Genomic DNA, 21,439 nt, shown 5'->3' on the forward strand with positions numbered 1-21,439 from the left:
GGAACTGAAAAATGATGCAACGGTACTGCAGGTACTCCCCTGACTCTTTCGGCGGATGAAGAAACTAGAGTTCGGTGTTTCAAATCGTTACTCGCGCCTTCCAGCCCTGAATTGCACCCCGCACGACAGCCCGAGCTTCAGAGGGCCGGCCGCGAAAAACTAGGGCCACGGCCAAGACCGAGCGTGCAAATGTCCAAAAGGCTACAGTCTGCGGCCAGTATTTACGTCCAACGATAACCGCAGAGCGGGCCGACTGGAAAAATGCCACCAAAGATTTCCCTCCCTCGCCGGGCGAAATACTCGAACCCCTATCGTGTGTCACCCCGAAATCCGAAGATACTGCCCAACGGTAAGCAGATCTTTCCATGCGCAATTTGAAGTCGATCTCCTCGCCATAGAGGAAGAAATCTTCACTGAGTCCGCCCAAATCGTCGATGAGCCGCATAGTAACGATAAAACACGCACCGTAAAAAGTTGGTATATAGCGGGACTTAACCAAAGTCGCAGGTATTTCGACCACCCCCTTCCCGAGCAGTTGATCCCAGCCAGGATTCTTCAGATTACGAACCTCCCCCGTTAGATCAACCTCTCTCATATACGGCGAAATAAGGTCCAGCGCCTCAGTCTGCATCTCCGCGATGAGGCCTTCAATTACATCCGAATAGATTTGTACGTCTGGATTGCAGACTAGAACTTCATTCGCCCCAAGCGTCCTTGCAACTTCAAAACCGAAGTTATTTCCACCGGCGTAGCCCAGGTTTGAGGGCGGAATTGCATGCGTAATCCACCGGTCAACGGGATGGATATTTGAGTGCTCAAGGCAGGAACCTACCTCTGAGTAGGAATTATCCACCACGACGAGCTGCTCAATCGCAGGAATCTTTCGCAATCTCGCACAGCACTCGGCAAGATCAGTCCAGCTCTTATATGCTACGACAACTGCTATCACCGAATCAGCCCATTCTCGCGAGCATATTCTTGGCACGTTCATTCCAAGAGTTGCTATGGATGAAATCTTCAATTTGTTCACGCTCCAGAGTTTTTGAATCCAGAAGGCGTTCGACTTGGGCTACGAGTTCGCCCACCGTCGAGTACCGGTCTATGAAGTTCCCGAAGTGATCCAACTGCGGATAATCACATGTGATGACGGGCCTTCCAGTCGCGATGTATTCATAAACTTTCACGGGATCAACTGCGCGAATGAGATCCGTAACTTTGAAGGGCAGCAGTAGTACTGAGCAGGAGTGCATTTGTTCCACAACGATTCCGTGGGAAACGATACCCATGTAGTGGATTCGATCATGCTCGGGGATCTCAACATCGCACGGTCCCCAAAGCTTAACAACTACGTCGGCGCGGCTATCAAGTATTGCAAGGACGGCATCAAAGTCGAACCAAGAGGAAATGGCGCCGATATAACCCACCGTGCCAACGATGACCTGGGGCCGCCGATCTGCGAACGCGGTAAAGGCTTCGGGGTGGAGGGCGTTGGACACGATATCTATTTCAGCCCGTTGCCCTAGGCCGCCTATGTGGGTAGCAATCAATTCGCTTGAGCAGAATACTCTATGCGAAACCCCGACTAGTTCGCGCTCATCCTCACGATCTGAATTTGCCGCGTCGGAAAAGAGTCCGTTGAGATCCATACAATCATAGAAGACGCGAATACCCATACGCTTCAGGTAGCCAGCTAAGAGGAAGTGTCGGGAGTGAGTTAGAATCACAATGCGCGGCCGAATGCGCACTAAGATTACTAGCGCGGACAGTGCAGACATTAACGGTTCAAGGATGCTCAAGCGATGACGAAGCCGCTGTGGAAGTAACGGCACTCTCACCACGGGTATAGTTAATCTCTGGGAATCAATAAGCAGGCTCTTCCGGACGAGCGCTGAACAAACATATGTGACACGATGGGATTCCCGAGCCATTGATTCAGCAATAAACTGCGGTCGCTGTTTGATCCATCGGCTATCGACGTGAGATACATATGCAATTCTCATGCGGTCACCTTGTTGTAAATCTGACTGGTCTGACGCGCAATCTCCATCCAAGAATAAGTAGCTGCAATGCGCGCCCTACTCGTGGCGCCCAGCAGGTGCCGTTCCCTCGAATCAAGCCCGCTGATTGCGGCAACAGCAGAGGCAATGGAATCCGCATCCATAGGTGGCACCAAGAAACCGTTCACGCCCTCATCGATGATTTGAGGCAGTCCTCCAACGCGCGTGCCTATAACGGGCAACCCAGCCGCCATCGACTCGAGAGCGGAAAGACTGGTCGCCTCCATCAACGAAGGAATTATGCACAAATCTGCTCCTTGGAGTGCCTCTGCCATTTCCGACATGGAAAGCGAGTCCACTATTTCGTACGATATAGGTGTCTTATCAAGCGCGCGTCTGATCTCGGTGCTGTATTCCGGGAAATCTGATTCGCCGGCACCAGCGAAAACTACCCGACAGTTAGTCGGCCAATTGGGTGATGACATTGCCTGCGCCGCGAAAACAACACCCTTGGTCGGAGCCCATCGTCTCGGGACGATTGCCACTAGGTGTCCGTGATCCCACCCCAGTTTCGCCCTCAGCGCTTTTTGATGTTCGTCGGTCAGAGGCACGAATGCATCGGTGTCGACGCCGTTTGGAATGTATTTGATCGGACAGGAGACTGTTGCTTGGTCCGACAACTCCGCTGAAGGACCGATGCCGTGGACGAACGATCCAGTAAGTGCCCGCGTTATCGCACCTCCAAGCAACGGTACCCGTCGCAGTATGAGGAACTCTCCAAGATGATTCGTCCAAACCTGGGTGACATCGAGCGGCTTTATTATTCGAGAAATTATGGCGCTAGTAATAAAATCGTGGTGATGAACTACGTCGAAAGATTTCAGGAATTCTGGATCTGAGCGCAATATTCTTCCAGCCCGAATGGCCGTCTCTATTCTTATCGCGAAATTTGCGGCGAATCTTACGATGCGAATCTTCTGCAGGCGCCCCGAGGCTCCGCGTTTCACTTCTCGCCGATGCCCGAGAACTGTGTGCAGAGGTAGGTCCCCTCCGTCGTCGTAAATGCCAGGCCCAGGTGAAGTCCGGGCTATTTGTACCTCGTGTCCTTGCTTGGCCAACGCCTGAGCGAGATTGTAAACGTGCAGTTCTACACCGCCTCTTGTGCGATCGATGTAGTTGTTCGTGATCATCAGAATCTTCATAAACTCCCCTTAGTTTAAAAAAAGTTGTCGACTCCATTAACCGATACTATGAGTGTCGAGGCAAACAAAAACTGTGCAAGCAAGAAGACGAGGTTGACCGCACCCACGGTGCTGCCGGCAGAAAATTTCCTGGCCATCACGATGGTCGTGAATGCACGCACCGCGAGGCCTGTTGTGAGGCACAGGCCCACAGACGGCCAACCGTATATGGGCATTAGATAGTAGGCCAATAACATAGTGCTGAAGGTTCCCAAGGCTGTAGAAACTGATATTAAGGCAGGTCTGTTTATCCACATCAGCACGGCAGCGCGGCCGTCGGCAACAGCCTGTAGCGATGCACCGGGGAGGGCAAACAAGACTGCCGTAATAACCGCATTGCGGTCGTAGCCGCCTGGCAGCCAGGGATCTAGAATAAGTAGCAAGAATAGGGCAATCCCTATCGACGTAATCATGAGCAGCAATTGTGTTTTTGTTTGATTTCGGCGGAGAGCAGATTGCAATATGTCAATAGACTTCGACGCTTGGGCGCGAACCGACCAGTGGGCGTCCAACGAGGCCGCGATCGTAATCGATCCTCCGATTACCAGGGATGCAAATGTGTAGTTAGCCACGGCATCGTTTCCAAGCCGGATGGAGACGAGTATCCGAATCATCATGAGCATCGCAACAGCAAGGACGAGATGCGGAACCAGCCCAGACGACTTTCGCAGAACACCGAAAATGCCATGCCACGTTACTCTGGTGAGCGAATTTCGTAACACCCAATACAGGGTGCATACAGGAATACCTATGATTAGAATGTACACCAACATCCCCTCGCGGAGGCTCTGGTGAACAGCAGTTGTCATTCCCAGAGCGACTAGGCCACAAACTTGAACCAAGAACATGGAAGCCGCAAAAGTCACGGGCCGATTGATTCCCCTCGCTACGCCGGTTGTCACCAGATATGCGCCTAGTGCGCACGACAATGCAATTGATGCCTGAATTTCGGCCGGACCAGCCAGGAATGAGCCACATGCGAATATCACTGCCGTGGCGTATAGAGCACTCGCCAGAATTACTGCAGTTTGCGCCTCTACATGGCTGTCAGAAGAACTGTCGGTAGACATTCTGTTTGCCAAATACAGGTGAGCGCCAAGGCACACCGCCGGGGCCAAAATACTGGAGATCGCAAGCTGCAGCGATAGTTCTCCCAACAGTCCCTGAGCTAGCACCCTCCCCAAGTACGGCCACACAAATAGTGTCGTAATCACGACGCAGACAGGTCCACTTTGATACAACGCAAACCGAATTGACGTCTGTCGCCGGTTGAGTTGAATACTGGGCCGACCGACAACTGATTCCTGCATCTGGATCGCTCTAGCCATTCGAATATCTTGTTGCCATCGCACCTGGTGCGCGGTTCAGCCGAAGGAACCCGTCTGAACGACTATCGGACTGATACCAAGAAGGAAGCGCACAAATCCAGAGCATGACGATAACGAAGGCCAGGTTGATCAGGAGATACGCTCCGTTGCCGTTGAGAAGAAACATGCGAAGGCCGATAATCGCGACACACGAAAGTATCGCCACAAATATGCTTGCATGTTGTCTAATGGCCGAGATAGCCCATGTCCAGATCCATCCTATTGCTATCAGCGCGGGCACAACGAACGAAGCTTCAAGGCTGAACATCAGATAAACAGTTCCTCCAACTGTGACGGGAACAATAAACATGCCGACGCCGAGTGGGGTTCCTGTCACAATTGACGACATCAGCATATCGAACGTGTAGTCACCACTATCCGCCATTCCGACGTAGCGCGCTATCAACTGCTGAAAGTCGTGCCAAAAAGCCGAATCTCCTGTGGAGAATTCTGGGGCATACCAAAGCGCTAGATACCCAGACTCGATTGCTTGAGTCGTGGAGCGTTCAATAAGGTACGATACATTATCGGAACCACTGGAAGTTGTTGCATAAAGCGAACGCACAATCTCTACATAGAGCAACGCCGCGGAGAGGCCCAGAGCAAATATAGCGATGTGTCGCAACTTAGGGCGAGTAATCCGAATTAAATAGGCAATTGCGGCGAGAAGTATTATTTCAAGAACGGCACCTTTAAAACCTAGCGCAAGTTGCGTTGATATATACAGGATCCAAATGGCGATCGTGCTTTTCATCGTTCGCTCTGTGACGGTTGACAAACTCAACAAGGCCATAGCTGGAATAGCGTACAACACTGCACGGCTGGGAAACCCACCCAACCCACTTCCGCCAAGATTGAATCGTTCAGTTTCGACACTCGCACTAAATACAGGAATCCCACCAATAGCGAAGTGAAGCACTGCCAGAATCCCAAGAATCCAGAAAGCGTGCTTGAGAAAGTCGCTGATGTCTGGTCTTAACTCACGTAGATCGACTTCAGATTTGGCCCGCTTTGGTCCAAGACACATGCCCATGGCTACGAGTAATGGGGCAATCAATACGAGCCACCCTTTGGGCACATCGCCGTTTTGTGTTTGGAGTAACTGAAATCCGATCGTTGGAAGCGAGAGCTGGGCAATCAGGAGGGCTCCCGGCGTGATCCGGCGTTCTTTGATATAGACCAATAGGATCGCAGCGATGGAGTACACGGCGCTCCTTTCTTGGGATGCTCAGGTTGATCGAGGGCGAAGCCGCTCCTATGACTAGCTTCTTAACTGTCATCAGAAACGCCCTATGGTCCCCAAGAAGTCTTGGGTATCATCTCACAGCGGAGTGACTGCCTCACCTCCGGTCGAACCGGGCGGTCTGGCTGGTAGGATTGCTGATCCTTGGTGGAAAGCCGTTCATCTGTCAGAAGCGACCACCCGTGCGATTTTGGTCATATGACATCGAATCTCGACTTGGACCTAGTGCCTGTAGACGCCGGACCCATTGAAATCGACACAGACGCTACCCGGATTTAGAATCTGCGTACCTAGCCGAATTCAACTGTGACTCATCCTTTTTCAGGTCTGTCGGGCAGACGAGTGACTTCATCCTTGCTCGCCATCGGAGCCCATTATGGTGTGGCAAACCGACAAGCGCCTCTCTGGTCAAGTCGACGACCGGAGGGGGGCCCCAGGAACCCGGCACTGGGTTTTCGATCAGGTAGAAGTCACTTCGAAGACCTCACGTGCGGGTGGCCGTCGAAAGATCGCTATTATTCATACTGGCGTCGCGGGGACGTCAGGGGGGGTGTAGGTGACTGTGTTGGGCAATAGCATTTGGCGAAGGAGGTACGCGCAACGGCTTTCCGTTATCGACTGCTTCGTAGTTTGTTGGGCAGTAGCCGGCGCATATCTAGTCCGCTTCCGTGTTTCGGAAACGCTCTCACCGAACGAAGAGGACACGACCTACGCTGTTCTTGCGTTGATCCTTGCTGCGAGCTGGTGGCTGATACTCGGCGTCTGGGGCAGCAGGGAGACAATGATCCTTGGCTCCGGCGCTGAGGAATATAAGCGCATATCGACAGCTTCGATGTGGTTGTTCGCTGCAGTTGCAGTTGTTTCCTACGCAGTCCGCATCGACACGGCTAGAGGTTTTGTCGGGCTAGCATTTCCCGGCGGCATGCTGGGGCTGTTGATTGCGCGTTGGCTTGTGCGACAGCACTTGGCCTCGGACCGTAGGAATGGCCGAAGCATCTCGCGGGTCCTAATAATCGGGAGTCCGGAGTCAGCCGCCCACTTGGTACGTTCCCTTGGGAGTGCTCCGTCAGCTGGCTATCTTCCTGTCGCCGCACACTTACCTGGAGCAGTCGCCGATGAAACGCTTTTTTCAAGCTTGTCTGTGCCCGTCACCGGTATCCAGTCGGGCTACGAGGCGATTCTGTCAGCCATTCTGACAACGAATGTTGATGCGGTGGCAATTTCGGCAGGAGCGGCATTACATCCGAAGGACCTGCGTCGACTTGGATGGGAACTTGCCTCCCGGGATATAGGAATGATCTTGGCTCCCGCACTGACAGATATTGCCGGACCTCGAATACATACACAACCGGTGGCTGGACTGCCCCTAATACATGTTTCGACTCCTAAGCTCACCGGGGGCAAGAAAGTAGCCAAGAGGGCGTTTGACATTTCTTTGGCTGGGATATTGCTTGCCATCCTCGCTCCAGTATTCATGGCGGTAGCGCTTCTCGTTAAGCTAAGCAGCCCCGGACCTGTCTTCTATCGCCAGGAGCGAATCGGCCTGAGGGGAACAACGTTTGGAATGGTAAAGTTCCGGTCCATGACAGCGAATGCTGACGCGGAGCTTCAGGTCCTCCTCAAGGCACAGGGTTCGGATCTTAGGCCGCTCTTCAAAGTCGACAACGATCCGCGAATAACGAGCATCGGTGGAATTCTGCGGAAGTACTCCCTAGACGAACTCCCCCAACTCCTAAATGTTTTAGGAGGGAGTATGAGCTTGGTCGGACCACGGCCTCAAAGAGAGGGCGAAGTTGCGTTGTACGACGACGCCGCTCAACGCCGCCTATATGTGAGCCCAGGAATGAGTGGACTCTGGCAAGTCAGCGGCCGCTCCAATCTCAAGTGGGAGGAGAGCATAAGGCTTGATCTTTACTACGTCGAAAACTGGTCTTTGATGGGAGACATCGTCATCCTCTTCAAAACCTTCAAAGCCGTTTTCGCGAGCACTGGCGCAATCTAGCTAAGTAACTCTGTGGCGACCGAGCATTCGGATCGTCCCTGCCTCATGGCCTGACACGGAAGGCACGAAATTGAAAGAGCCGCTAGTTTCACCCAGGGTGAATCAAGGGAAGCAGCGCGGGTGTCGCCGTTGAATGGGGGCCCAGGGACGGATCGAGTTCAGCTTCGACTAGACAACTCCTCTGGCTTCGACCGAATACAGCCGAATCCGCGCAGACGCCCTTTACCGCGTGGCCGTGCGTGGATTGCATTGGTCGCGGTGGGTTGCCTCGTCTTCGGCGCCTGGGCAGGGATCAAAGGATCGACTGTCAGAACAGAGTTGAGTGCCGCGTTCCAGTTGCTTCCGCAGCTAAAAAATGACATTTCCCACGGTGACGCCGATGCGGCTAAACGAACCGTTCAGGATCTCAGAGCGCACACAGCGAAGGCCCGCGATGCGGCGAGCGATCCAGTGTGGACCTTGGCCGGAACGCTTCCTTGGATTGGCGCCAATGTTCAGGCCGCCAATGAAGTGGCCACGTCTGCGGATGATGTAGCGAAACTCGGCGCAGCCCCGTTGGTCAGTGTTTTCCAATCGCTCGACTGGAAAACACTTGCACCGAGTGGCGAGGGGATCAACCTCGATCCCATGGTGGCAGCCAAACCGAAGATTCTCGCTTCTGCCCACGCCGTCCGGCAATCGTCTGACCGGCTGAACGCCATCGATGCCGATACGCTCCTCCCTGAAGTATCTGTGCCACTGATTCAGGCCAGGAACCAACTTGATTCCCTTCGTGATGGTTTAGACGCCGCCTCCGATGCAGCAAGCATTGCCCCGGAGATGTTGGGGGGCCAGACGCCCCGACGCTACCTTCTACTGATCCAAAACAATGCCGAAGCGCGCGCTACAGGAGGGATTCCTGGGGCACTCGCTATCGTATCGATTGACAAAGGCAAACTTTCGCTGGGATCTCAGTCCAGCGCCGCCGAGTTGGGCGACTTCGTCCCGCCCATCACAGTGGACGCCGAGCAAGAACAGCTCTACTCCACGCGTATTGGGAAATACATGCAGGACGTTAACCTCACTCCCGACTTCCCCACCGCTGCGAGTACAGCAAAGGACATGTGGGAAAGGAAAACTGGTGAGCATGTGGATGGAGTCATCTCCATCGACCCCGTAGCCCTGGGGTACATTCTGGACGTCACAGGTCCAGTCGGGCTGACAGACCCAGCGCTGAAGCAGCAGATAGGAACCGCTCTTCCCGCGGAACTCACCGGCAAAAACATTGTCCCAACACTGCTGTCCGACGTCTATGCCAAAATCGCGAAGCCGCAACTCCAGGATGCCTATTTCGCAGGCGTGGCAAAGGAGATCTTCGGGGCGCTATCGTCCGGCAAAGGCGATGACAAGGCTCTCGTGGATGGAGTAGCCAAGGGGGCCGGAGAGCGCAGAATCCTACTTTGGTCTGCCTCCGGCGAAGAACAAAAGGTGATTGCCAACTATCCGCTGGGCGGCTCCATTGCAGGCGCATCCGTTTCTCCTGCACAGTTCGGCGTTTACTTCAACGACGGCACCGGCGCGAAGATGGATTACTACGTCAAGCGCACCGTGCAATTGGTGGAGGAATGCACCATTGACCAGTACTCGCAGATCAAGGTACGCGTAACAAGCACTAATACCGCACCTCTCGACGCTGCAACTTCATTGCCTGCCTACGTAACCGGCGACGGCAATTTCGGAGTACCTGCAGGAACTGTCCAGAGCAATGTTGTGGTCTACGGTCCTGTACAGGCCCAGGTTGAGACCGCGGCCCAGGACGGGAAGAAGGTTGCATTCGGTGCCCAGCACCACGGCGAACGGCCGGTAGGGACGGTGACGACCATGTTGGCGCCGGGACAAAGCCACACGGACGAGATAACTTTCAGCAAGATCGTCCAGCGCACCGAGCCTAACGTGGTTGTCACGCCCACCGTGCAAGCAGTCAAGGAAGTCGTTCTGAACGCAGAACCCGCCCATTGCACTCGAGCAAAATAGACAACACGTTAACAGTATGTAAAGCGTCTTGAATCACTTTGGTATCACCAATATCAGGTGGTAACGTCTGTGTGGGCAAAGTAACGAGATTTCAACCTACGGTCATTCGGGGGATTGGAAATCTCCACCGCTAAGTGACAACCGTATTCAGGGTCTCAGGGGGACACATGAAAAAGTCTATTGCAGCAATCGCACTCGCAGGATCCATCGCACTCGCCGGGGCAGTTCCGGCCATGGCAACCACCTACCCGGCTCCGCCGGCCAACGCCGCAGTTTCTGACGGCACCGTTGGTCCGGGCGAATCCTTCACCTTCTCCGGCAAGGGCTTTCTGGCCGGAGAGCCACTGACCATCACTGTCACTCCGGGCAACCCGCCCGCTGCAAACGGCGCAAGCATCGCCGGTAGCCGCTCCGTGGCCGGCAAGATCAGCGTCTTCCTCGCACCGCAGACCTTCAACACCACCGCCGATGGCAGCGGCAACTTTGCCTTCCCGATGACCATCAGCGAAGCAGGAACCTACACGCTGACAGCAACCGGTCGCACCTCCGGGAGGACCGTTAGCACAAGCGTGACCGTTGTGGGCGCAGTTTCAGTCGCAGGCTCGGCCACTGGCCTGCCTAACACCGGCGCCGATGCCAGCCTCATCCTGTGGACCCTGGTGGGCGCCGGCGCACTGGCCGCAGGCGCAACCTCGGTAGTTGTTGTTCGCCGCCGCGCCAAGACTGACGTCGCCTCGGCATAGCGCTCAGCAAAACTAGCTCCACCAGAGGGTGGGTGGTCTCCGGAAAAACCGGAAACCACCCACCCTTTGTGGTATTCATAAATGTATGGGGAGACATTGGCGGAGAAGACGCATGCGGCTCGACTTTTCTTTTCCGCTGCCCCCGCAGGAATCCCTGCCGTATATCCTTCTGGTGTTGCTGGCTGCCGTCTCGATCGGGACGGCAGCTGTTGCCATTCTCCGAAGCTCATGAGGGGCTGAATGACCTCGCTGAGCCAATACCGCGCCTGGCGTTCGATCCTGGCAACGTATCTAGCCTTTCTCGCCCTCATCGGCTTCTGGCCCAGTCCAGTGGACAAACCGGTTCAGGGTACACTCTCCGAAATCCTTGCCTGGCTACACGCCCACCGCATTCCGCATTGGTTCAACTACCAGTTCGTGGAAGCCTCGGCAAATGTCCTGCTTTTTGTGCCGATGGGTTTCGCGGCAGCATTGGCCTTCCGAGAAAACAGATGGTGGCAGAACGCACTCCTGGGTCTGCTGGCATCCAGCTGCATGGAGCTGGGTCAGTCCCTGTTTCTTGACCACCGCTTCGCGAGCCCGTTGGATCTGGTAACAAATACCTTGGGTGCTGTCATAGGTGTAGTGCTTGCGGCAGCTAGTTCAGGAAACCCTTCATCCAGGACTTCAGGTCCTCCCCGAACTCCGGCCGTTCGGAGGCGATGGTGATGACGGCCTTCAGATAGCTGAGCTTGTCCCCGGTATCGTACCGGCGGCCCTTGAACACCACTCCGTAGACGCCGGGCCCTTCCTCTGCTGCAGCCAGGGTCTGGAGTCCGTCCGTCAGCTGGATTTCCCCGCCGCGGCCGGGCTCAGTCCCCTCCAGGACATCGAACACTGCCGGATGAAGCACGTACCGGCCAATGACCGCAAGGTTTGACGGCGCCTCCGCAACGGACGGTTTCTCCACGAGGCTGTTGACCCGGACGAAATCCTCTCCGTCGATGGCGGTGATGTCCGCGCAGCCATAGGCGCCGATCTGCGACGGATCCACCTCGATCAGGGCAATCACGGACCCGCCCGTCCTGGCCTGGACGTCCATCATGGTGGTCAGCAGCTCGTCGCGCTCATCGATCAGATCGTCACCGAGGAGGACGGCGAACGGCTCGTCGCCCACATGCTGGCGCGCACAGAGCACCGCATGCCCCAGGCCCTTGGGTTCGCCCTGCCGCACGTATTGGATGGGCCCTAGGCCGGAGGCATGCTGCACGGCATCCAGGCGGCCCGTATCGCCCTTCAATTCCAAGGCACGTTCAAGTGCCGGTTCGCGGTCGAAATGGTCCTCCAGCGAGCGCTTATTGCGCCCGGTGATCATCAGGAGATCGGTCAGGCCAGCCTTGACGGCTTCCTCAACCACGTACTGGATGGCCGGCTGATCCACCACCGGTAACATTTCCTTCGGCATCGCTTTTGTAGCGGGCAGAAAGCGCGTGCCCAATCCCGCGACCGGAAATACTGCTTTTCTAATTGATTTCCCCAAAGTCATATCCGAACATTACAAGCGGGAATTGGAAAATGAAATCCCCGCGATATTACAGGCGGCCCGATTCGACGAGCTCGACCACCGGCGCCAGCCCGCTATCCCTTGAATTCCGGGATCCGCTTCTCCTGGAATGCACGGAATCCTTCGGCATAGTCCTCGCTCTTGCACAGCCGTGCCTGTTCCGCGTTTTCCTCTTCCATGGCCGCCCACAATCCCAGACGCTGATCTCTGATGTGGGCCACAAGTTCCTTGCTGGCTGTGAACGCCCCAGTGGCACCGGTGGCAACCCTCGCAACTATTCCCCGGGTGGATTCCAGCAACTCCCCGGCGGGCATCGCCCGGCTGAACATCCCCTGGGCCACAGCATCCGACCCGCTCATCAGCTCCGCCGTGTAGATCAGGTCCAGGGTCCGGTGCATGCCCAGGCGCTCCGTGAAATACCAGTGGCCGCCGGAATCCAGCGTGGCCCCCAGGTTGGCGAACGGCGAACCGAACTTCGCGTTCTCCGCCACGTACACCACGTCGGTGGCCAGCAGCAGCCCCAGCCCCACCCCGAGGCACGCGCCCTGCGCGGCCGCGAAGGTGGGTGCGGGGAAGGCACTCATCTTCTTCAGCAGCGGCTGTACCAGCCCGCCCAGGTACGCCTGGGCATCATCGCTTTCCGGCGTCACGCCGGCAATGTCCCGTCCGGCGCAGAAGGCGCGTCCCTCTCCCCTGAGCAGAAGGGCCCGCACCTCGCCGCGCGAGGCGGCGGCAGCGGCGCCGTCGTACGCGGTGCCCAAGTCCTTGAGCGCCTGCTCATCCAGGGAGTTCAGCTTGTGCGGCGCGTCCAGCACCACTTCGGCGATGCCGTTTGCGATGGAGAGAGAGATCATGCGGGCTCCTTGAGGACGGGGTTCGAGGGTTTCGACAAGCTCAACCACTGGGGGTCGCGACAGGCTCGACCCCCGTTAGACGTCGAAGTCGACGGTGACTGCGGCGCTGGTGGGGTGGGACTGGCAGGTGAGCACATAGCCCTTGTCCAGCTCATCCTGCTCCAGTGCGTAGTTTTCGTCCATGGTCACGGTGCCGGTGACCAGCTTGGCGCGGCACGTTCCGCACACACCGCCGGCACACGCGAACGGCACATCCGGGCGCACCCGCAGGGCCGCGTTGAGGATGGATTCGCGGGCGTGGGTGGGGCTGGTGACATCGCCCTGCAGCCCGTCCAGCTTGAACGTGATCTTGTACGTGTCCTTGGAGCTGTCCTCGATGACCGGGCGCCCTGCATTGCCCTCGGGACGGTCCGGCTTGCCCGAACTGAACAGTTCAAAGCGGATGTGCTCCGGCTTCACTCCGCGTTCCGCAAGGGTATCCCGGCACAGCTGCACCAGCTCGAACGGCCCGCAAAGGAACCATTCGTCCACGTCCTCGCTGTGTATGGCGGTGCCCAGCAGCGCCCGGAGCTTCTCGGCGTCGATCCTGCCGGTCATGAGCGGAGCGATTCGCTGCTCCCGGGACAACACGTGGTGCAGCGCCAGCCTGGCGGGGTATTTGTCCTTCAGGTCCGCGAGCTCCTCCAGGAACATGACATCCATGGCCGCCTTGTTGGCGTAGATCAGGTCAAAGCGGGTGTCCGGGTTCGCCGCCAGCAGCGTGCGGGCGATGGCGATCACCGGGGTGATGCCGGACCCTGCGGCAATGGCCACAAACGAACCCGGCTCCCCTGCCAGCTCGCCTGCCAAGTTCTGGGGGTGGTTCATCGAGTTCATCACGTTTTGCTGGACAGCCGTGCCGTCCCTGCCGTGCTTGGAGACGAACGCGCCCATGGGGCTCATGACGTCCAGCTCGTCGCCGGCCTTGAGCTGGGCGTTGGCCCACGTGGAAAACAGCCCGCCCAGGTCCTTCTTGATGGCCACCCGGATCTCGCTGCTGCCGTCCGCGAAGCTCTGGGGCTCGGCACAGATGGAGTAGCTGCGCCGCACCGCATGCAGCTCGCCGTCCTCATCCGGCAGCGTGGTGCGCAGTGCCACATACTGGCCCGGCAGATAGTCGAACTGCCCGGCAAGCTCGGCAGGCACCCCGAAGGTCACCTCAATGGCATCTTCGGTGAGCCGGCGCACCTCCTCGACGGTGAGGGTGTGGAATGACGGACGACGGCGGCCGGAGGCTGTTGCCCCTTCGGCGGCAGTCTGGCGGACAACGGGCATGGGGGCACCTGTTCCTTACAAAACTTTGAAGTAGTCGAACGGTTCCTTGCAGTCCTGGCAGACGTACAGCGCCTTGCAGGAGGTGGAACCGAAGCGGGTGAGTTCCTTGGTGTTCAGCGACGAGCATTGCGGGCATTTCACGGCGAGGGTCAGGCGGACCGGGCCGCCGGAGGCATGTCCCAGTCCGCCGGCGGCGGCTAGTCCGGACGGCGGCGCAATGCCATATTCCTGGAGCTTGGCCTTTCCGGCCTCCGTCATCCAGTCCGTGGTCCACGCCGGTGCAAGCACCAGTTCCACATGGACGCTGGGGTAGCCCTCCTCGTGGAACGCAGCCTTGAGATCGTCACGGATGGCGTCCATGGCCGGGCACCCGGAGTACGTGGGGGTGATGGTGACCTGCACGGCGGGCAGGAACCCGCCGTCGTCGAACAGTTCAACGTTGCGGAGGATCCCCAGGTCCTCGATGCTGAGCACGGGGATTTCCGGATCGCAGACTGTGGCGGCGATGGCCCACACCTTCTGCTCCGCGGTGGCGCCCTGGGACGCGCTGCGGCCGGGGCCGGCGTGCTTCACATACACGTCCACACCGGTCACCAGCTGGCCCCCGGATGCTCCCGTGCCAGCACCTGCATTTCTGCGAGCATATAGCCCAGGTGCTCGGAATGCTTCCCGCGGCGGCCACCGCCCGGGGCGGCAGGCATCTGGGGAACCTCCAGCTCCGCTTCGGCGAGCATCCGGCCGGTGAGGCGGTCAAAGTCCGCCCGCAGGCCGGACGGCTCGACGGCGGCGCCCGTTTCGGTCAGGCGCGTGGTCAGCTCATCATCCTCGAAAAGCTCGTCCACATACGGCCAGATAAGTTTGAAAGCCTCTGTGATCCGCCGGCGCGATTCATCCGTGCCCAGGGCCAGCCGCAATACCCACTGTGCGCTGTGGTCACGGTGGTAATCCACTTCCTTCACAGCCTTGGCCGAGATGGCGGCGAGCGTGGCATCAGTGGATTCCGTCAGGCGGCGGTACAGCTCGAACTGGTAGTAGCTCACCACAAACTGGCGCGCGATGGTGACGGCAAAATCACCGTTCGGCTGCTCAAAGAGGTGGGCGGAACGGAACTCGGGCTCGCGGCGGAAATAGGCCAGATCGTCCTCGCTCTTGTCCAGCCCGCCGCCGGCGTAGCTGAGGAAGGAGCGGGCATGGCCCAGCTGGTCCAAGGCGATGTTGCCCAGGGCCACGTCTTCCTCCAGCTCGGGCGCCCGCGAGATCCAGTGGCCCAGGCGCTGGGCCAGGATCAGTGCGTCATCGCCCAGGCGGAGCGCGAACTCGGCAACATCCGCAGTGGGCCTGGCAGTGCCGCGCCGGACTTCGAGCGCAATGTCCTCCGGACGGAGCGCGTTGCCCGGCGTAATGCGGGTGGCAGTGTCCCCGCCGAAGGCCGTAGGAATTTCAGGAGAGTGGCTCACAGGTGCTTCACGCCTTCGCTCTTGGTGTAATACGTGGCATGGCGGTAGTCCTTGCCCTGCGGGGACTCGAAGAACGAGCCCTTGGCATCCGGATCGCTGGAAGCAATGGCGTCCGCGGGGACAACCCAGATGGACACGCCTTCATTGCGCCGGGTGTAGAGGTCACGGGCGTTGCGCAGGGCCATCGCGGCGTCCGGGGCATGCAGGGACCCGGCATGGACGTGGGAGAGGCCGCGGCTGGAACGGACAAAGACTTCCCAGAGTCCCCAGGCGTTTCCGGTGGGGAGCGATTCGTTGGGGATCATGCTGCGGATTCCTTCTCTGCTTGCTGGCGGGACTGTTTTGCCGCATAGGCGGCGGCTGCCTCGCGGACCCAGGCGCCGTCGTCGTGCGCTTGCCGGCGGCGCTCCAGGCGCTGGGCGTTGCAGGGGCCGCGGCCGGCCAGCACTTCCTTGAACTCTTCCCAGTCCAGCGGTCCGTGCTCCCACTTCCTGGTGTCCTCGTTGAAGCGGACCTCGCTGTCCGGGAGCGTGAGCCCCAGCACCCGGACCTGCTCCACCATCATGCCGACGAACCGGCTGCGCAGTTCGTCATTGCTGAAGCGCTTGATGTTCCAGGCCATGGACTGCTTGGAGTTGGGCGAATCGTCATCCGGCGGGCCGAACATCATGAGGCTGGGGGCGTACCAGCGGTTCACGGCCTCCTGGGCCATCTGCTTCTGGTCCGGAGTTCCGTTGGAGAGTTCCAGCAGGATCTCGAAGCCCTGGCGCTGGTGGAAGGACTCCTCCTTGCACACCCGGACCATGGCCCGGCCGTAAGGGCCGAACGACGCCCGGCACAACGGCACCTGGTTGCAGATGGCAGCACCGTCAACCAGCCAGCCGATCGCGCCCATGTCCGCCCACGTCACCGCGGGGTAGTTGAAGATGGAGGAATAGCGGGCCTTGCCGGCGATGAGGTCGTCCATCATCCGGTCGCGCGGCTGACCCAGGGTTTCCGCGGCGGAGTACAGGTAGAGCCCGTGGCCGGCCTCGTCCTGGACCTTGGCCATCAGGATGGCCTTGCGCTTCAGGCTGGGGGCACGGGAAATCCAGTTGGCCTCCGGCTGCATGCCGATGATCTCCGAGTGCGCGTGCTGGGAGATCTGGCGAAGGAGAGTCTTGCGGTAGGCGGCCGGCATCCAGTCTTTGGGCTCGATCCGGGAGTCATCCGCCATGACGCGGTCAAAGTTCGCCTGGCCGTCTGCGTCACGCTGGGCAGCCTCTTCCAGTTCCTCCGGCGACATCCGGCCCTCCGGGGACTTCTCAGCGGGCACTGACTGCAGATTCTGCGATGCCATGGTTGCTCCTATGCGTAGACCGTGCGTACATCAATAAATAATTACCGACCGTTCGTTCAGGATATGCGGGAGCTGTGAGATGCGTCAAGCACCCGTGTGCGCGGCGGCCGGGCGATTTGCCCGGGACCACCGGGCCCTGGCGTGTTAAGTTGAAGTGTGGGGATCGTCCCGATCCGACACGCCAGCCGGAAAGGGCCATCACCGTGGAACCGCCAACACCTGTCCGAATCCTGACCGTCTGCACAGGCAACATCTGCCGCTCCCCCGTGGCGGAGCGGCTCCTGCAGGCCGGCCTGGACCAGGTCCTGCCGCACGGCTTCGAGGTCGCGAGTGCGGGCACCAGGGCCATGGTGGGCGAACCCATCCAGCCCCTGTCCGCGGACATCATCCGCACCTTTGGAGGCAGCGCCCACGATTTCGCCTCGCGGCAGCTGACCCGGGAGATTCTCGGTGCCACGGATATTGTGCTGACCATGACTGCCAAGCACCGGGGCGAAGTGCTCGAGCTGGACGCGTCCCTGCTCAAGCGCACGTTCACCATCCGCGAGTTCGCCCGCATGCTGGATGTCCTCGAGGAGCGTGAGCGGCTGCAGAAGCACGGTGGAAACGCGCCAGCCACGGACAGCCGCACGCTGTGGCGCGGACTGCCGGCGCGTGCCGCATCGGTCAGGCACCTGTCCCTGGCGGCGGACGCCGCAGACAACGACGTCATTGACCCGTTTCGCCGCAGCGAAGATCACTACCGGCAGATGGAAGACGAACTGGCGCCCGCGATCATCTCAATCCTTCGCTATGCCCGGCTGAACGCCCCCGCTGCGGGCTGATCCGCCGTCGTCGGGCGTTCCGTGCGGCGCGTCACTGAAATTCCCCGCTCACGGGCACTCTTTGGTGGTAACGTCCCCTCATGGGGAACCAGCCAGAAACAGGCGGCGGTGCCGATCAACAGCCGGCCGTCCCTCCCGGGCGGAACGTCGAAACGGGCAGGCGCCGGCGCATGCTGATTGCGATCCTTGCCGCAGTGCTCGTAGCAGCCATGGGAACCGCCGCGTACCTCGTAAATCTCGCCGGAAGCGGTGCTGCCCGTGGCGTCAGCATTGAAACTGCCCCTGCCGTGGTTACGCCCACCCCCTCGGAGACTGCTGCTCCGGATCCGACGCCAACACCGACGCCGGATCCCCCGCCGGTTGCCATGAACATTCTGCTGATCGGCAGCGATAGCCGCGGCAACGCCCGCGATGAAGCGGCCCAGGCCGCCGCGACCGGCGGCACCGCAGATCAACGTGCAGATGCGATCATCCTGGTCCACGTTCCGGCTGACCGCCAGCGGATCTACGGCATCTCCATCATGCGCGATCTCTGGGTGGACATCCCGGGCTACGGAGCCTCGAAAATCAATGCGGGCCTGGAGACAGGCGGTACCCCGCTGGTGGTACAGACCGTGGAGACGCTGCTGAACACCCACATCGACCACACCGTCATGATGGACTTTGAGGGATTCAAGGGCCTTGCCGACGCCCTCGGCGGGGTGCCGGTGGACGTCCGGTTGCCCTTCACCTCCACCCACGATTCCCAGCACGATTTTCCGGCCGGCGTGAACAACCTCAACGGCGCCCAAGCCCTCGAATTCGTCCGCGAAAGGTACGCGTTCGCGGACGGCGACTACCAGCGGGTGCGCAACCAGCAGAGCTACCTGCGGGCCGTCGCCGCCAAGCTCTTAAGCTCCGGGACCCTGTCTGAACCGGCCACCGCGCTCAAGGTGGTGATGTCCCTATTGCCCTACCTGACCACGGACCCGGGCCTGGATCTGATGGGTATTGCCCGCCTGGGCTTCAGCCTCCGCGGACTGTCCCCGGAGGCCATGACATTCTTCACGCTTCCCACGGCTGGAACCGGCATGACCACGGACGGTCAATCGATAGTGCTGCCGGACTACGCCGGAATCGCAGAAGTCTCCGCCGCGCTTGCCCAGGGCAAGCTGGGCGAGTACGCGGCTGCCAACCCCTGACCCGGTATCTGCTCTTCCTGCTTGCCGGCTCTACTCATGCAGTTCACACCCGCCTCACCCGCTGTTCACCGGCGGCCGCCAGCGTGGAGACATGACTGAATTTTCGCGCCGCAGCCTTGTCAAAAGCTCCCTCGCCGCAGCAGCCCTGGCCGGCGGCGTCACTGCGGCCGGTGCAGCCGCTGCCTCAGCCACCCCGGCCGCGCCCTCAGCTGTTCCTCTGGTCCGCCAGCGCCTCACGCTGCCCAGCGGTATCGCCACCGGCGACGTCACCTCCGATTCGGCCGTCCTCTGGTCCCGGGCCTCCGGACCGGGCAGGATCACGGCGACGCTGCAGGCAGTCGACGCCGGCGGCGAGGTGCTGCGCGGACGCTTCGGCTTCAGCCGCACCATCCGCGGTCCGTGGGCCACCGAGGCCAGCGACTTCACGGCCAAGATCCAGGCCGAGAAACTCCCGGCAAACACGCGGTTCGCCCTTGAACTCAGCTTCGAAGACGGCGACGGCGCTGCCTCCGAGGCCGTCAAGGGAGGCTTCCGCACGGCACCCGACGCGGAGGCACCCGGCGCGAAGTCCACCGATGCCAAAGGCAAGGTGCCTGCGCAGGGGGACTCGCCGTCGTCGTCCGCCCAAACTTTCGTCTGGACCGGCGACACCGCCGGCCAGGGCTGGGGCATCAACGAGGAAATCGGCGGCATGCGCGGCTACCGCGCCATGCACAACACCCGCCCGGACTTCTTCATCCACTCCGGCGACACCATCTACGCAGACGGCCCCATCGCCGCCACCGTCACGGAGAAGGACGGGCAGATCTGGCGCAACATCGTCACGGAGGAAGTCTCCAAAGTGGCCGAGACGCTGACCGAGTTCCGCGGCCGGCACCGCTACAACTCCCTGGACGCCAACATGCGTGCCATGTTCGCAGAGGTCCCCGTGATCGCACAGTGGGACGACCACGAAACCCACAACAACTGGTATCCCGGCCAGATCATCGACGACGCCCGCTACACCGTGCGGGATGTCAATGTGCTCGCGGCCCGCGGACGCCAGGCGTGGCAGGAGAACATGCCCATCGCAGAGACTTCGGCGCTGTGGCGCCCGGGAACGTACGACGGCGGCCAGTACCAGCCGGCGCGCATCTACCGGAAGATCTCCCGCGGCCCGCAGCTGGACATCTTCTGCCTTGACATGCGCACCTTCAAATCTCCCAACACCGACGGCAAGGAACCTTACGCAACGAACATCCTGGGCCAGGAGCAGGTGGACTGGCTGATCAGCGAGGTCCGGAATTCCCAAGCCACGTGGAAGGTCATTGCCGCGGACCTGCCACTGGGGATCATCGTCCCGGACGGTCCGGTAAACCAGGAAAGCGTGTCCAACCGGGACAACGGGGCACCACTGGGCCGCGAGCTGGAGATCGCAGGCGTGCTGAGCGCATTCAAGCGCAACCGGGTTAAAAACGTGGTGTGGCTGACCGCCGACGTCCACTACTGCGCCGCGCACCACTACTCCCCCGAGCGCGCAGCGTTCACGGACTTTGATCCGTTCTGGGAATTCGTGGCCGGCCCCATTGCCGCCGGTTCCTTCGGCCCCAACCCCATGGACGGAACCTTCGGCCCGGAAGTGGTGTTCTCCAAAGCCGGCCGCTTCGCCGGCGAATCCCCGCGCGACGGCGAAAACCAGTACTTCGGCCACGTTGAACTGGGCGAGGACGCGACGTTTACGGCAAGCCTGCGCAATGCCAACGGCTCAGTGCTCTACTCCAAGGCACTGACGCCGGAGGTGTAGCCCGCTGTGGAACCGGGCCGGTTCCAGGGCGCGGCCTCAGGCTGCCACGGCCACCGGGGCAGCGTGCGACCCGGAATCCATGCGGGATCCGGCGTGAAGGTGGGATCCGGCGTCGGCGGGCGCCACGAGGCTGAGCTGGAAGTCGGACTGAAGCGGATCAATCGAAGCAGGCAGGTGGTGGGATTCGCAGCAGGCGAGGAGCTGCTCGAGGGCATCGGGCGCCACTATGGCGTGGCTTACGTCGACAACGAGCCGGATGCCCTGCCGGAGATGGTTGGCCCGTTTGATAACGACATACAGGGCCCGGACGCTTTGGGCTGTTACATGACCTTGAGCGGCCACCTGGGCGTGATCACAATCAAGATCCAGACTTACCAGAACCCGGAGTTTCTCGTTCAAAAGCTTCTCCCGTCGATGCATGGCCGCGACGCTGCGACCGTCAACCACAGTAATCCGGAAGTGTGACGTACACAACAAACAGCCCCAATATTGCACCCTCCGACGAGCACGAGCCAGCGGATGTTGCCGCCGCTGACGG

20 protein-coding genes are annotated in these 21,439 nt (G+C 59.7%); 8 read left to right on the top strand and 12 right to left on the bottom strand.

Annotated features, from left to right (window positions below; genetic code table 11):
• Positions 1-79: 79 nt before the first annotated feature.
• The 5 genes from ACQCST_RS16210 to ACQCST_RS16230 form a co-directional block, all read right to left on the bottom strand.
• The gene (locus ACQCST_RS16210; protein ID WP_426996757.1) at positions 80-1,030 is read right to left on the bottom strand and encodes a glycosyltransferase family 2 protein; all 951 of its coding nucleotides are present in this window, start codon (positions 1,028-1,030) and stop codon (positions 80-82) included.
• Positions 954-1,775: a hypothetical protein gene (locus ACQCST_RS16215; RefSeq protein ID WP_426996758.1), complete on the bottom strand. Its 822-nt coding sequence runs from the start codon at positions 1,773-1,775 to the stop codon at positions 954-956. Before ACQCST_RS16215 ends, ACQCST_RS16210 begins: the two co-directional genes overlap by 77 nt.
• Before the next feature lie 221 nt (positions 1,776-1,996).
• Complete coding sequence (locus tag ACQCST_RS16220; RefSeq protein ID WP_426996759.1) at positions 1,997-3,199, bottom strand: glycosyltransferase family 4 protein; 1,203 nt, start codon at positions 3,197-3,199, stop codon at positions 1,997-1,999.
• A gap of 14 nt (positions 3,200-3,213) precedes the next feature.
• Complete coding sequence (locus ACQCST_RS16225; RefSeq protein ID WP_426996760.1) at positions 3,214-4,308, bottom strand: hypothetical protein; 1,095 nt, start codon at positions 4,306-4,308, stop codon at positions 3,214-3,216.
• Between the two features lie 250 nt (positions 4,309-4,558).
• A complete protein-coding gene (locus tag ACQCST_RS16230; RefSeq protein ID WP_426996761.1) occupies positions 4,559-5,812 on the bottom strand; it encodes a hypothetical protein in 1,254 nt (417 codons plus the stop codon).
• Positions 5,813-6,410: 598 nt separating this feature from the next.
• Here ACQCST_RS16230 and ACQCST_RS16235 point away from each other — a divergent pair.
• The 4 genes from ACQCST_RS16235 (at position 6,411) to ACQCST_RS16250 (ending at position 11,314) form a co-directional block, all read left to right on the top strand.
• On the top strand, positions 6,411-7,850 hold the full coding sequence (locus ACQCST_RS16235) for a sugar transferase (protein ID WP_426999201.1): 1,440 nt from the start codon (positions 6,411-6,413) through the stop codon (positions 7,848-7,850).
• Between the two features lie 258 nt (positions 7,851-8,108).
• Positions 8,109-9,863: a DUF4012 domain-containing protein gene (locus tag ACQCST_RS16240; protein ID WP_426999202.1), complete on the top strand. Its 1,755-nt coding sequence runs from the start codon at positions 8,109-8,111 to the stop codon at positions 9,861-9,863.
• 167 nt (positions 9,864-10,030) lie between these two features.
• Positions 10,031-10,606 carry an LPXTG cell wall anchor domain-containing protein gene (locus ACQCST_RS16245; RefSeq protein ID WP_426996762.1) on the top strand — a complete coding sequence of 192 codons (576 nt, stop codon included), beginning with the start codon at positions 10,031-10,033 and terminating at the stop codon, positions 10,604-10,606.
• Positions 10,607-10,846: 240 nt separating this feature from the next.
• Complete coding sequence (locus ACQCST_RS16250) at positions 10,847-11,314, top strand: VanZ family protein (RefSeq protein ID WP_426996763.1); 468 nt, start codon at positions 10,847-10,849, stop codon at positions 11,312-11,314.
• Here the strand turns inward: ACQCST_RS16250 and galU are convergent.
• The 7 genes from galU to paaA all read right to left on the bottom strand — a co-directional run bounded on the left by galU (position 11,244) and on the right by paaA (position 17,113).
• Positions 11,244-12,131, bottom strand: a complete 888-nt coding sequence (galU, locus tag ACQCST_RS16255; protein WP_426996764.1) for a UTP--glucose-1-phosphate uridylyltransferase GalU — start codon at positions 12,129-12,131, stop codon at positions 11,244-11,246. The two genes, ACQCST_RS16250 and galU, sit on opposite strands and share 71 nt — an antisense overlap.
• Positions 12,132-12,223: 92 nt before the next feature.
• The gene (locus ACQCST_RS16260) at positions 12,224-13,003 is read right to left on the bottom strand and encodes an enoyl-CoA hydratase/isomerase family protein (protein WP_426996765.1); all 780 of its coding nucleotides are present in this window, start codon (positions 13,001-13,003) and stop codon (positions 12,224-12,226) included.
• A 75-nt stretch (positions 13,004-13,078) separates the two neighbouring features.
• Positions 13,079-14,317 carry a 1,2-phenylacetyl-CoA epoxidase subunit PaaE gene (gene paaE, locus ACQCST_RS16265; RefSeq protein WP_426996766.1) on the bottom strand — a complete coding sequence of 413 codons (1,239 nt, stop codon included), beginning with the start codon at positions 14,315-14,317 and terminating at the stop codon, positions 13,079-13,081.
• A gap of 15 nt (positions 14,318-14,332) precedes the next feature.
• Positions 14,333-14,902, bottom strand: a complete 570-nt coding sequence (gene paaD, locus ACQCST_RS16270) for a 1,2-phenylacetyl-CoA epoxidase subunit PaaD (RefSeq protein WP_426999203.1) — start codon at positions 14,900-14,902, stop codon at positions 14,333-14,335.
• Between the two features lie 5 nt (positions 14,903-14,907).
• Positions 14,908-15,774, bottom strand: coding sequence for a 1,2-phenylacetyl-CoA epoxidase subunit PaaC (gene paaC / locus ACQCST_RS16275; RefSeq protein WP_426996767.1), 867 nt, complete (start codon positions 15,772-15,774; stop codon positions 14,908-14,910).
• Positions 15,771-16,079 (bottom strand): 1,2-phenylacetyl-CoA epoxidase subunit PaaB, encoded by a 309-nt coding sequence (paaB, locus tag ACQCST_RS16280; RefSeq protein ID WP_426996768.1) that lies wholly within the window; start codon positions 16,077-16,079, stop codon positions 15,771-15,773. Before paaB ends, paaC begins: the two co-directional genes overlap by 4 nt.
• Complete coding sequence (gene paaA / locus ACQCST_RS16285) at positions 16,076-17,113, bottom strand: 1,2-phenylacetyl-CoA epoxidase subunit PaaA (protein WP_426996769.1); 1,038 nt, start codon at positions 17,111-17,113, stop codon at positions 16,076-16,078. Before paaA ends, paaB begins: the two co-directional genes overlap by 4 nt.
• A gap of 203 nt (positions 17,114-17,316) precedes the next feature.
• Between paaA and ACQCST_RS16290 the strand changes: the two genes are divergently transcribed.
• From ACQCST_RS16290 to ACQCST_RS16305, 4 genes are all read left to right on the top strand, one after another.
• A complete protein-coding gene (locus ACQCST_RS16290) occupies positions 17,317-17,937 on the top strand; it encodes a low molecular weight phosphatase family protein (RefSeq protein WP_426996771.1) in 621 nt (206 codons plus the stop codon).
• Between the two features lie 80 nt (positions 17,938-18,017).
• Positions 18,018-19,118 carry an LCP family protein gene (locus ACQCST_RS16295; RefSeq protein WP_426996772.1) on the top strand — a complete coding sequence of 367 codons (1,101 nt, stop codon included), beginning with the start codon at positions 18,018-18,020 and terminating at the stop codon, positions 19,116-19,118.
• A gap of 91 nt (positions 19,119-19,209) precedes the next feature.
• The gene (locus tag ACQCST_RS16300) at positions 19,210-20,901 is read left to right on the top strand and encodes an alkaline phosphatase D family protein (RefSeq protein ID WP_426996773.1); all 1,692 of its coding nucleotides are present in this window, start codon (positions 19,210-19,212) and stop codon (positions 20,899-20,901) included.
• Positions 20,902-20,994: 93 nt separating this feature from the next.
• Positions 20,995-21,366, top strand: coding sequence for a hypothetical protein (locus tag ACQCST_RS16305; RefSeq protein WP_426996774.1), 372 nt, complete (start codon positions 20,995-20,997; stop codon positions 21,364-21,366).
• Positions 21,367-21,439: the final 73 nt, after the last annotated feature.

It is taken from the genome of Pseudarthrobacter sp. N5 (assembly GCF_050157035.1).
Classification (GTDB): Bacteria; Actinomycetota; Actinomycetes; order Actinomycetales; family Micrococcaceae; genus Arthrobacter.

Bases quoted from the DNA above. Each gene is read 5' to 3' on its own strand.
- ACQCST_RS16220 (WP_426996759.1), bottom strand. From the start codon at position 3,199: ATGAAGATTCTGATGATCACGAACAACTACATCGATCGCACAAGAGGC.
- paaE (WP_426996766.1), bottom strand. From the start codon at position 14,317: ATGCCCGTTGTCCGCCAGACTGCCGCCGAAGGGGCAACAGCCTCCGGC.
- galU (WP_426996764.1), bottom strand. From the start codon at position 12,131: ATGACTTTGGGGAAATCAATTAGAAAAGCAGTATTTCCGGTCGCGGGA.
- ACQCST_RS16250 (WP_426996763.1), top strand. From the start codon at position 10,847: ATGACCTCGCTGAGCCAATACCGCGCCTGGCGTTCGATCCTGGCAACG.
- ACQCST_RS16245 (WP_426996762.1), top strand. From the start codon at position 10,031: ATGAAAAAGTCTATTGCAGCAATCGCACTCGCAGGATCCATCGCACTC.
- ACQCST_RS16295 (WP_426996772.1), top strand. From the start codon at position 18,018: ATGGGGAACCAGCCAGAAACAGGCGGCGGTGCCGATCAACAGCCGGCC.
- ACQCST_RS16225 (WP_426996760.1), bottom strand. From the start codon at position 4,308: ATGTCTACCGACAGTTCTTCTGACAGCCATGTAGAGGCGCAAACTGCA.
- ACQCST_RS16215 (WP_426996758.1), bottom strand. From the start codon at position 1,775: ATGTCTGCACTGTCCGCGCTAGTAATCTTAGTGCGCATTCGGCCGCGC.
- paaA (WP_426996769.1), bottom strand. From the start codon at position 17,113: ATGGCATCGCAGAATCTGCAGTCAGTGCCCGCTGAGAAGTCCCCGGAG.
- ACQCST_RS16300 (WP_426996773.1), top strand. From the start codon at position 19,210: ATGACTGAATTTTCGCGCCGCAGCCTTGTCAAAAGCTCCCTCGCCGCA.
- ACQCST_RS16260 (WP_426996765.1), bottom strand. From the start codon at position 13,003: ATGATCTCTCTCTCCATCGCAAACGGCATCGCCGAAGTGGTGCTGGAC.
- paaB (WP_426996768.1), bottom strand. From the start codon at position 16,079: ATGATCCCCAACGAATCGCTCCCCACCGGAAACGCCTGGGGACTCTGG.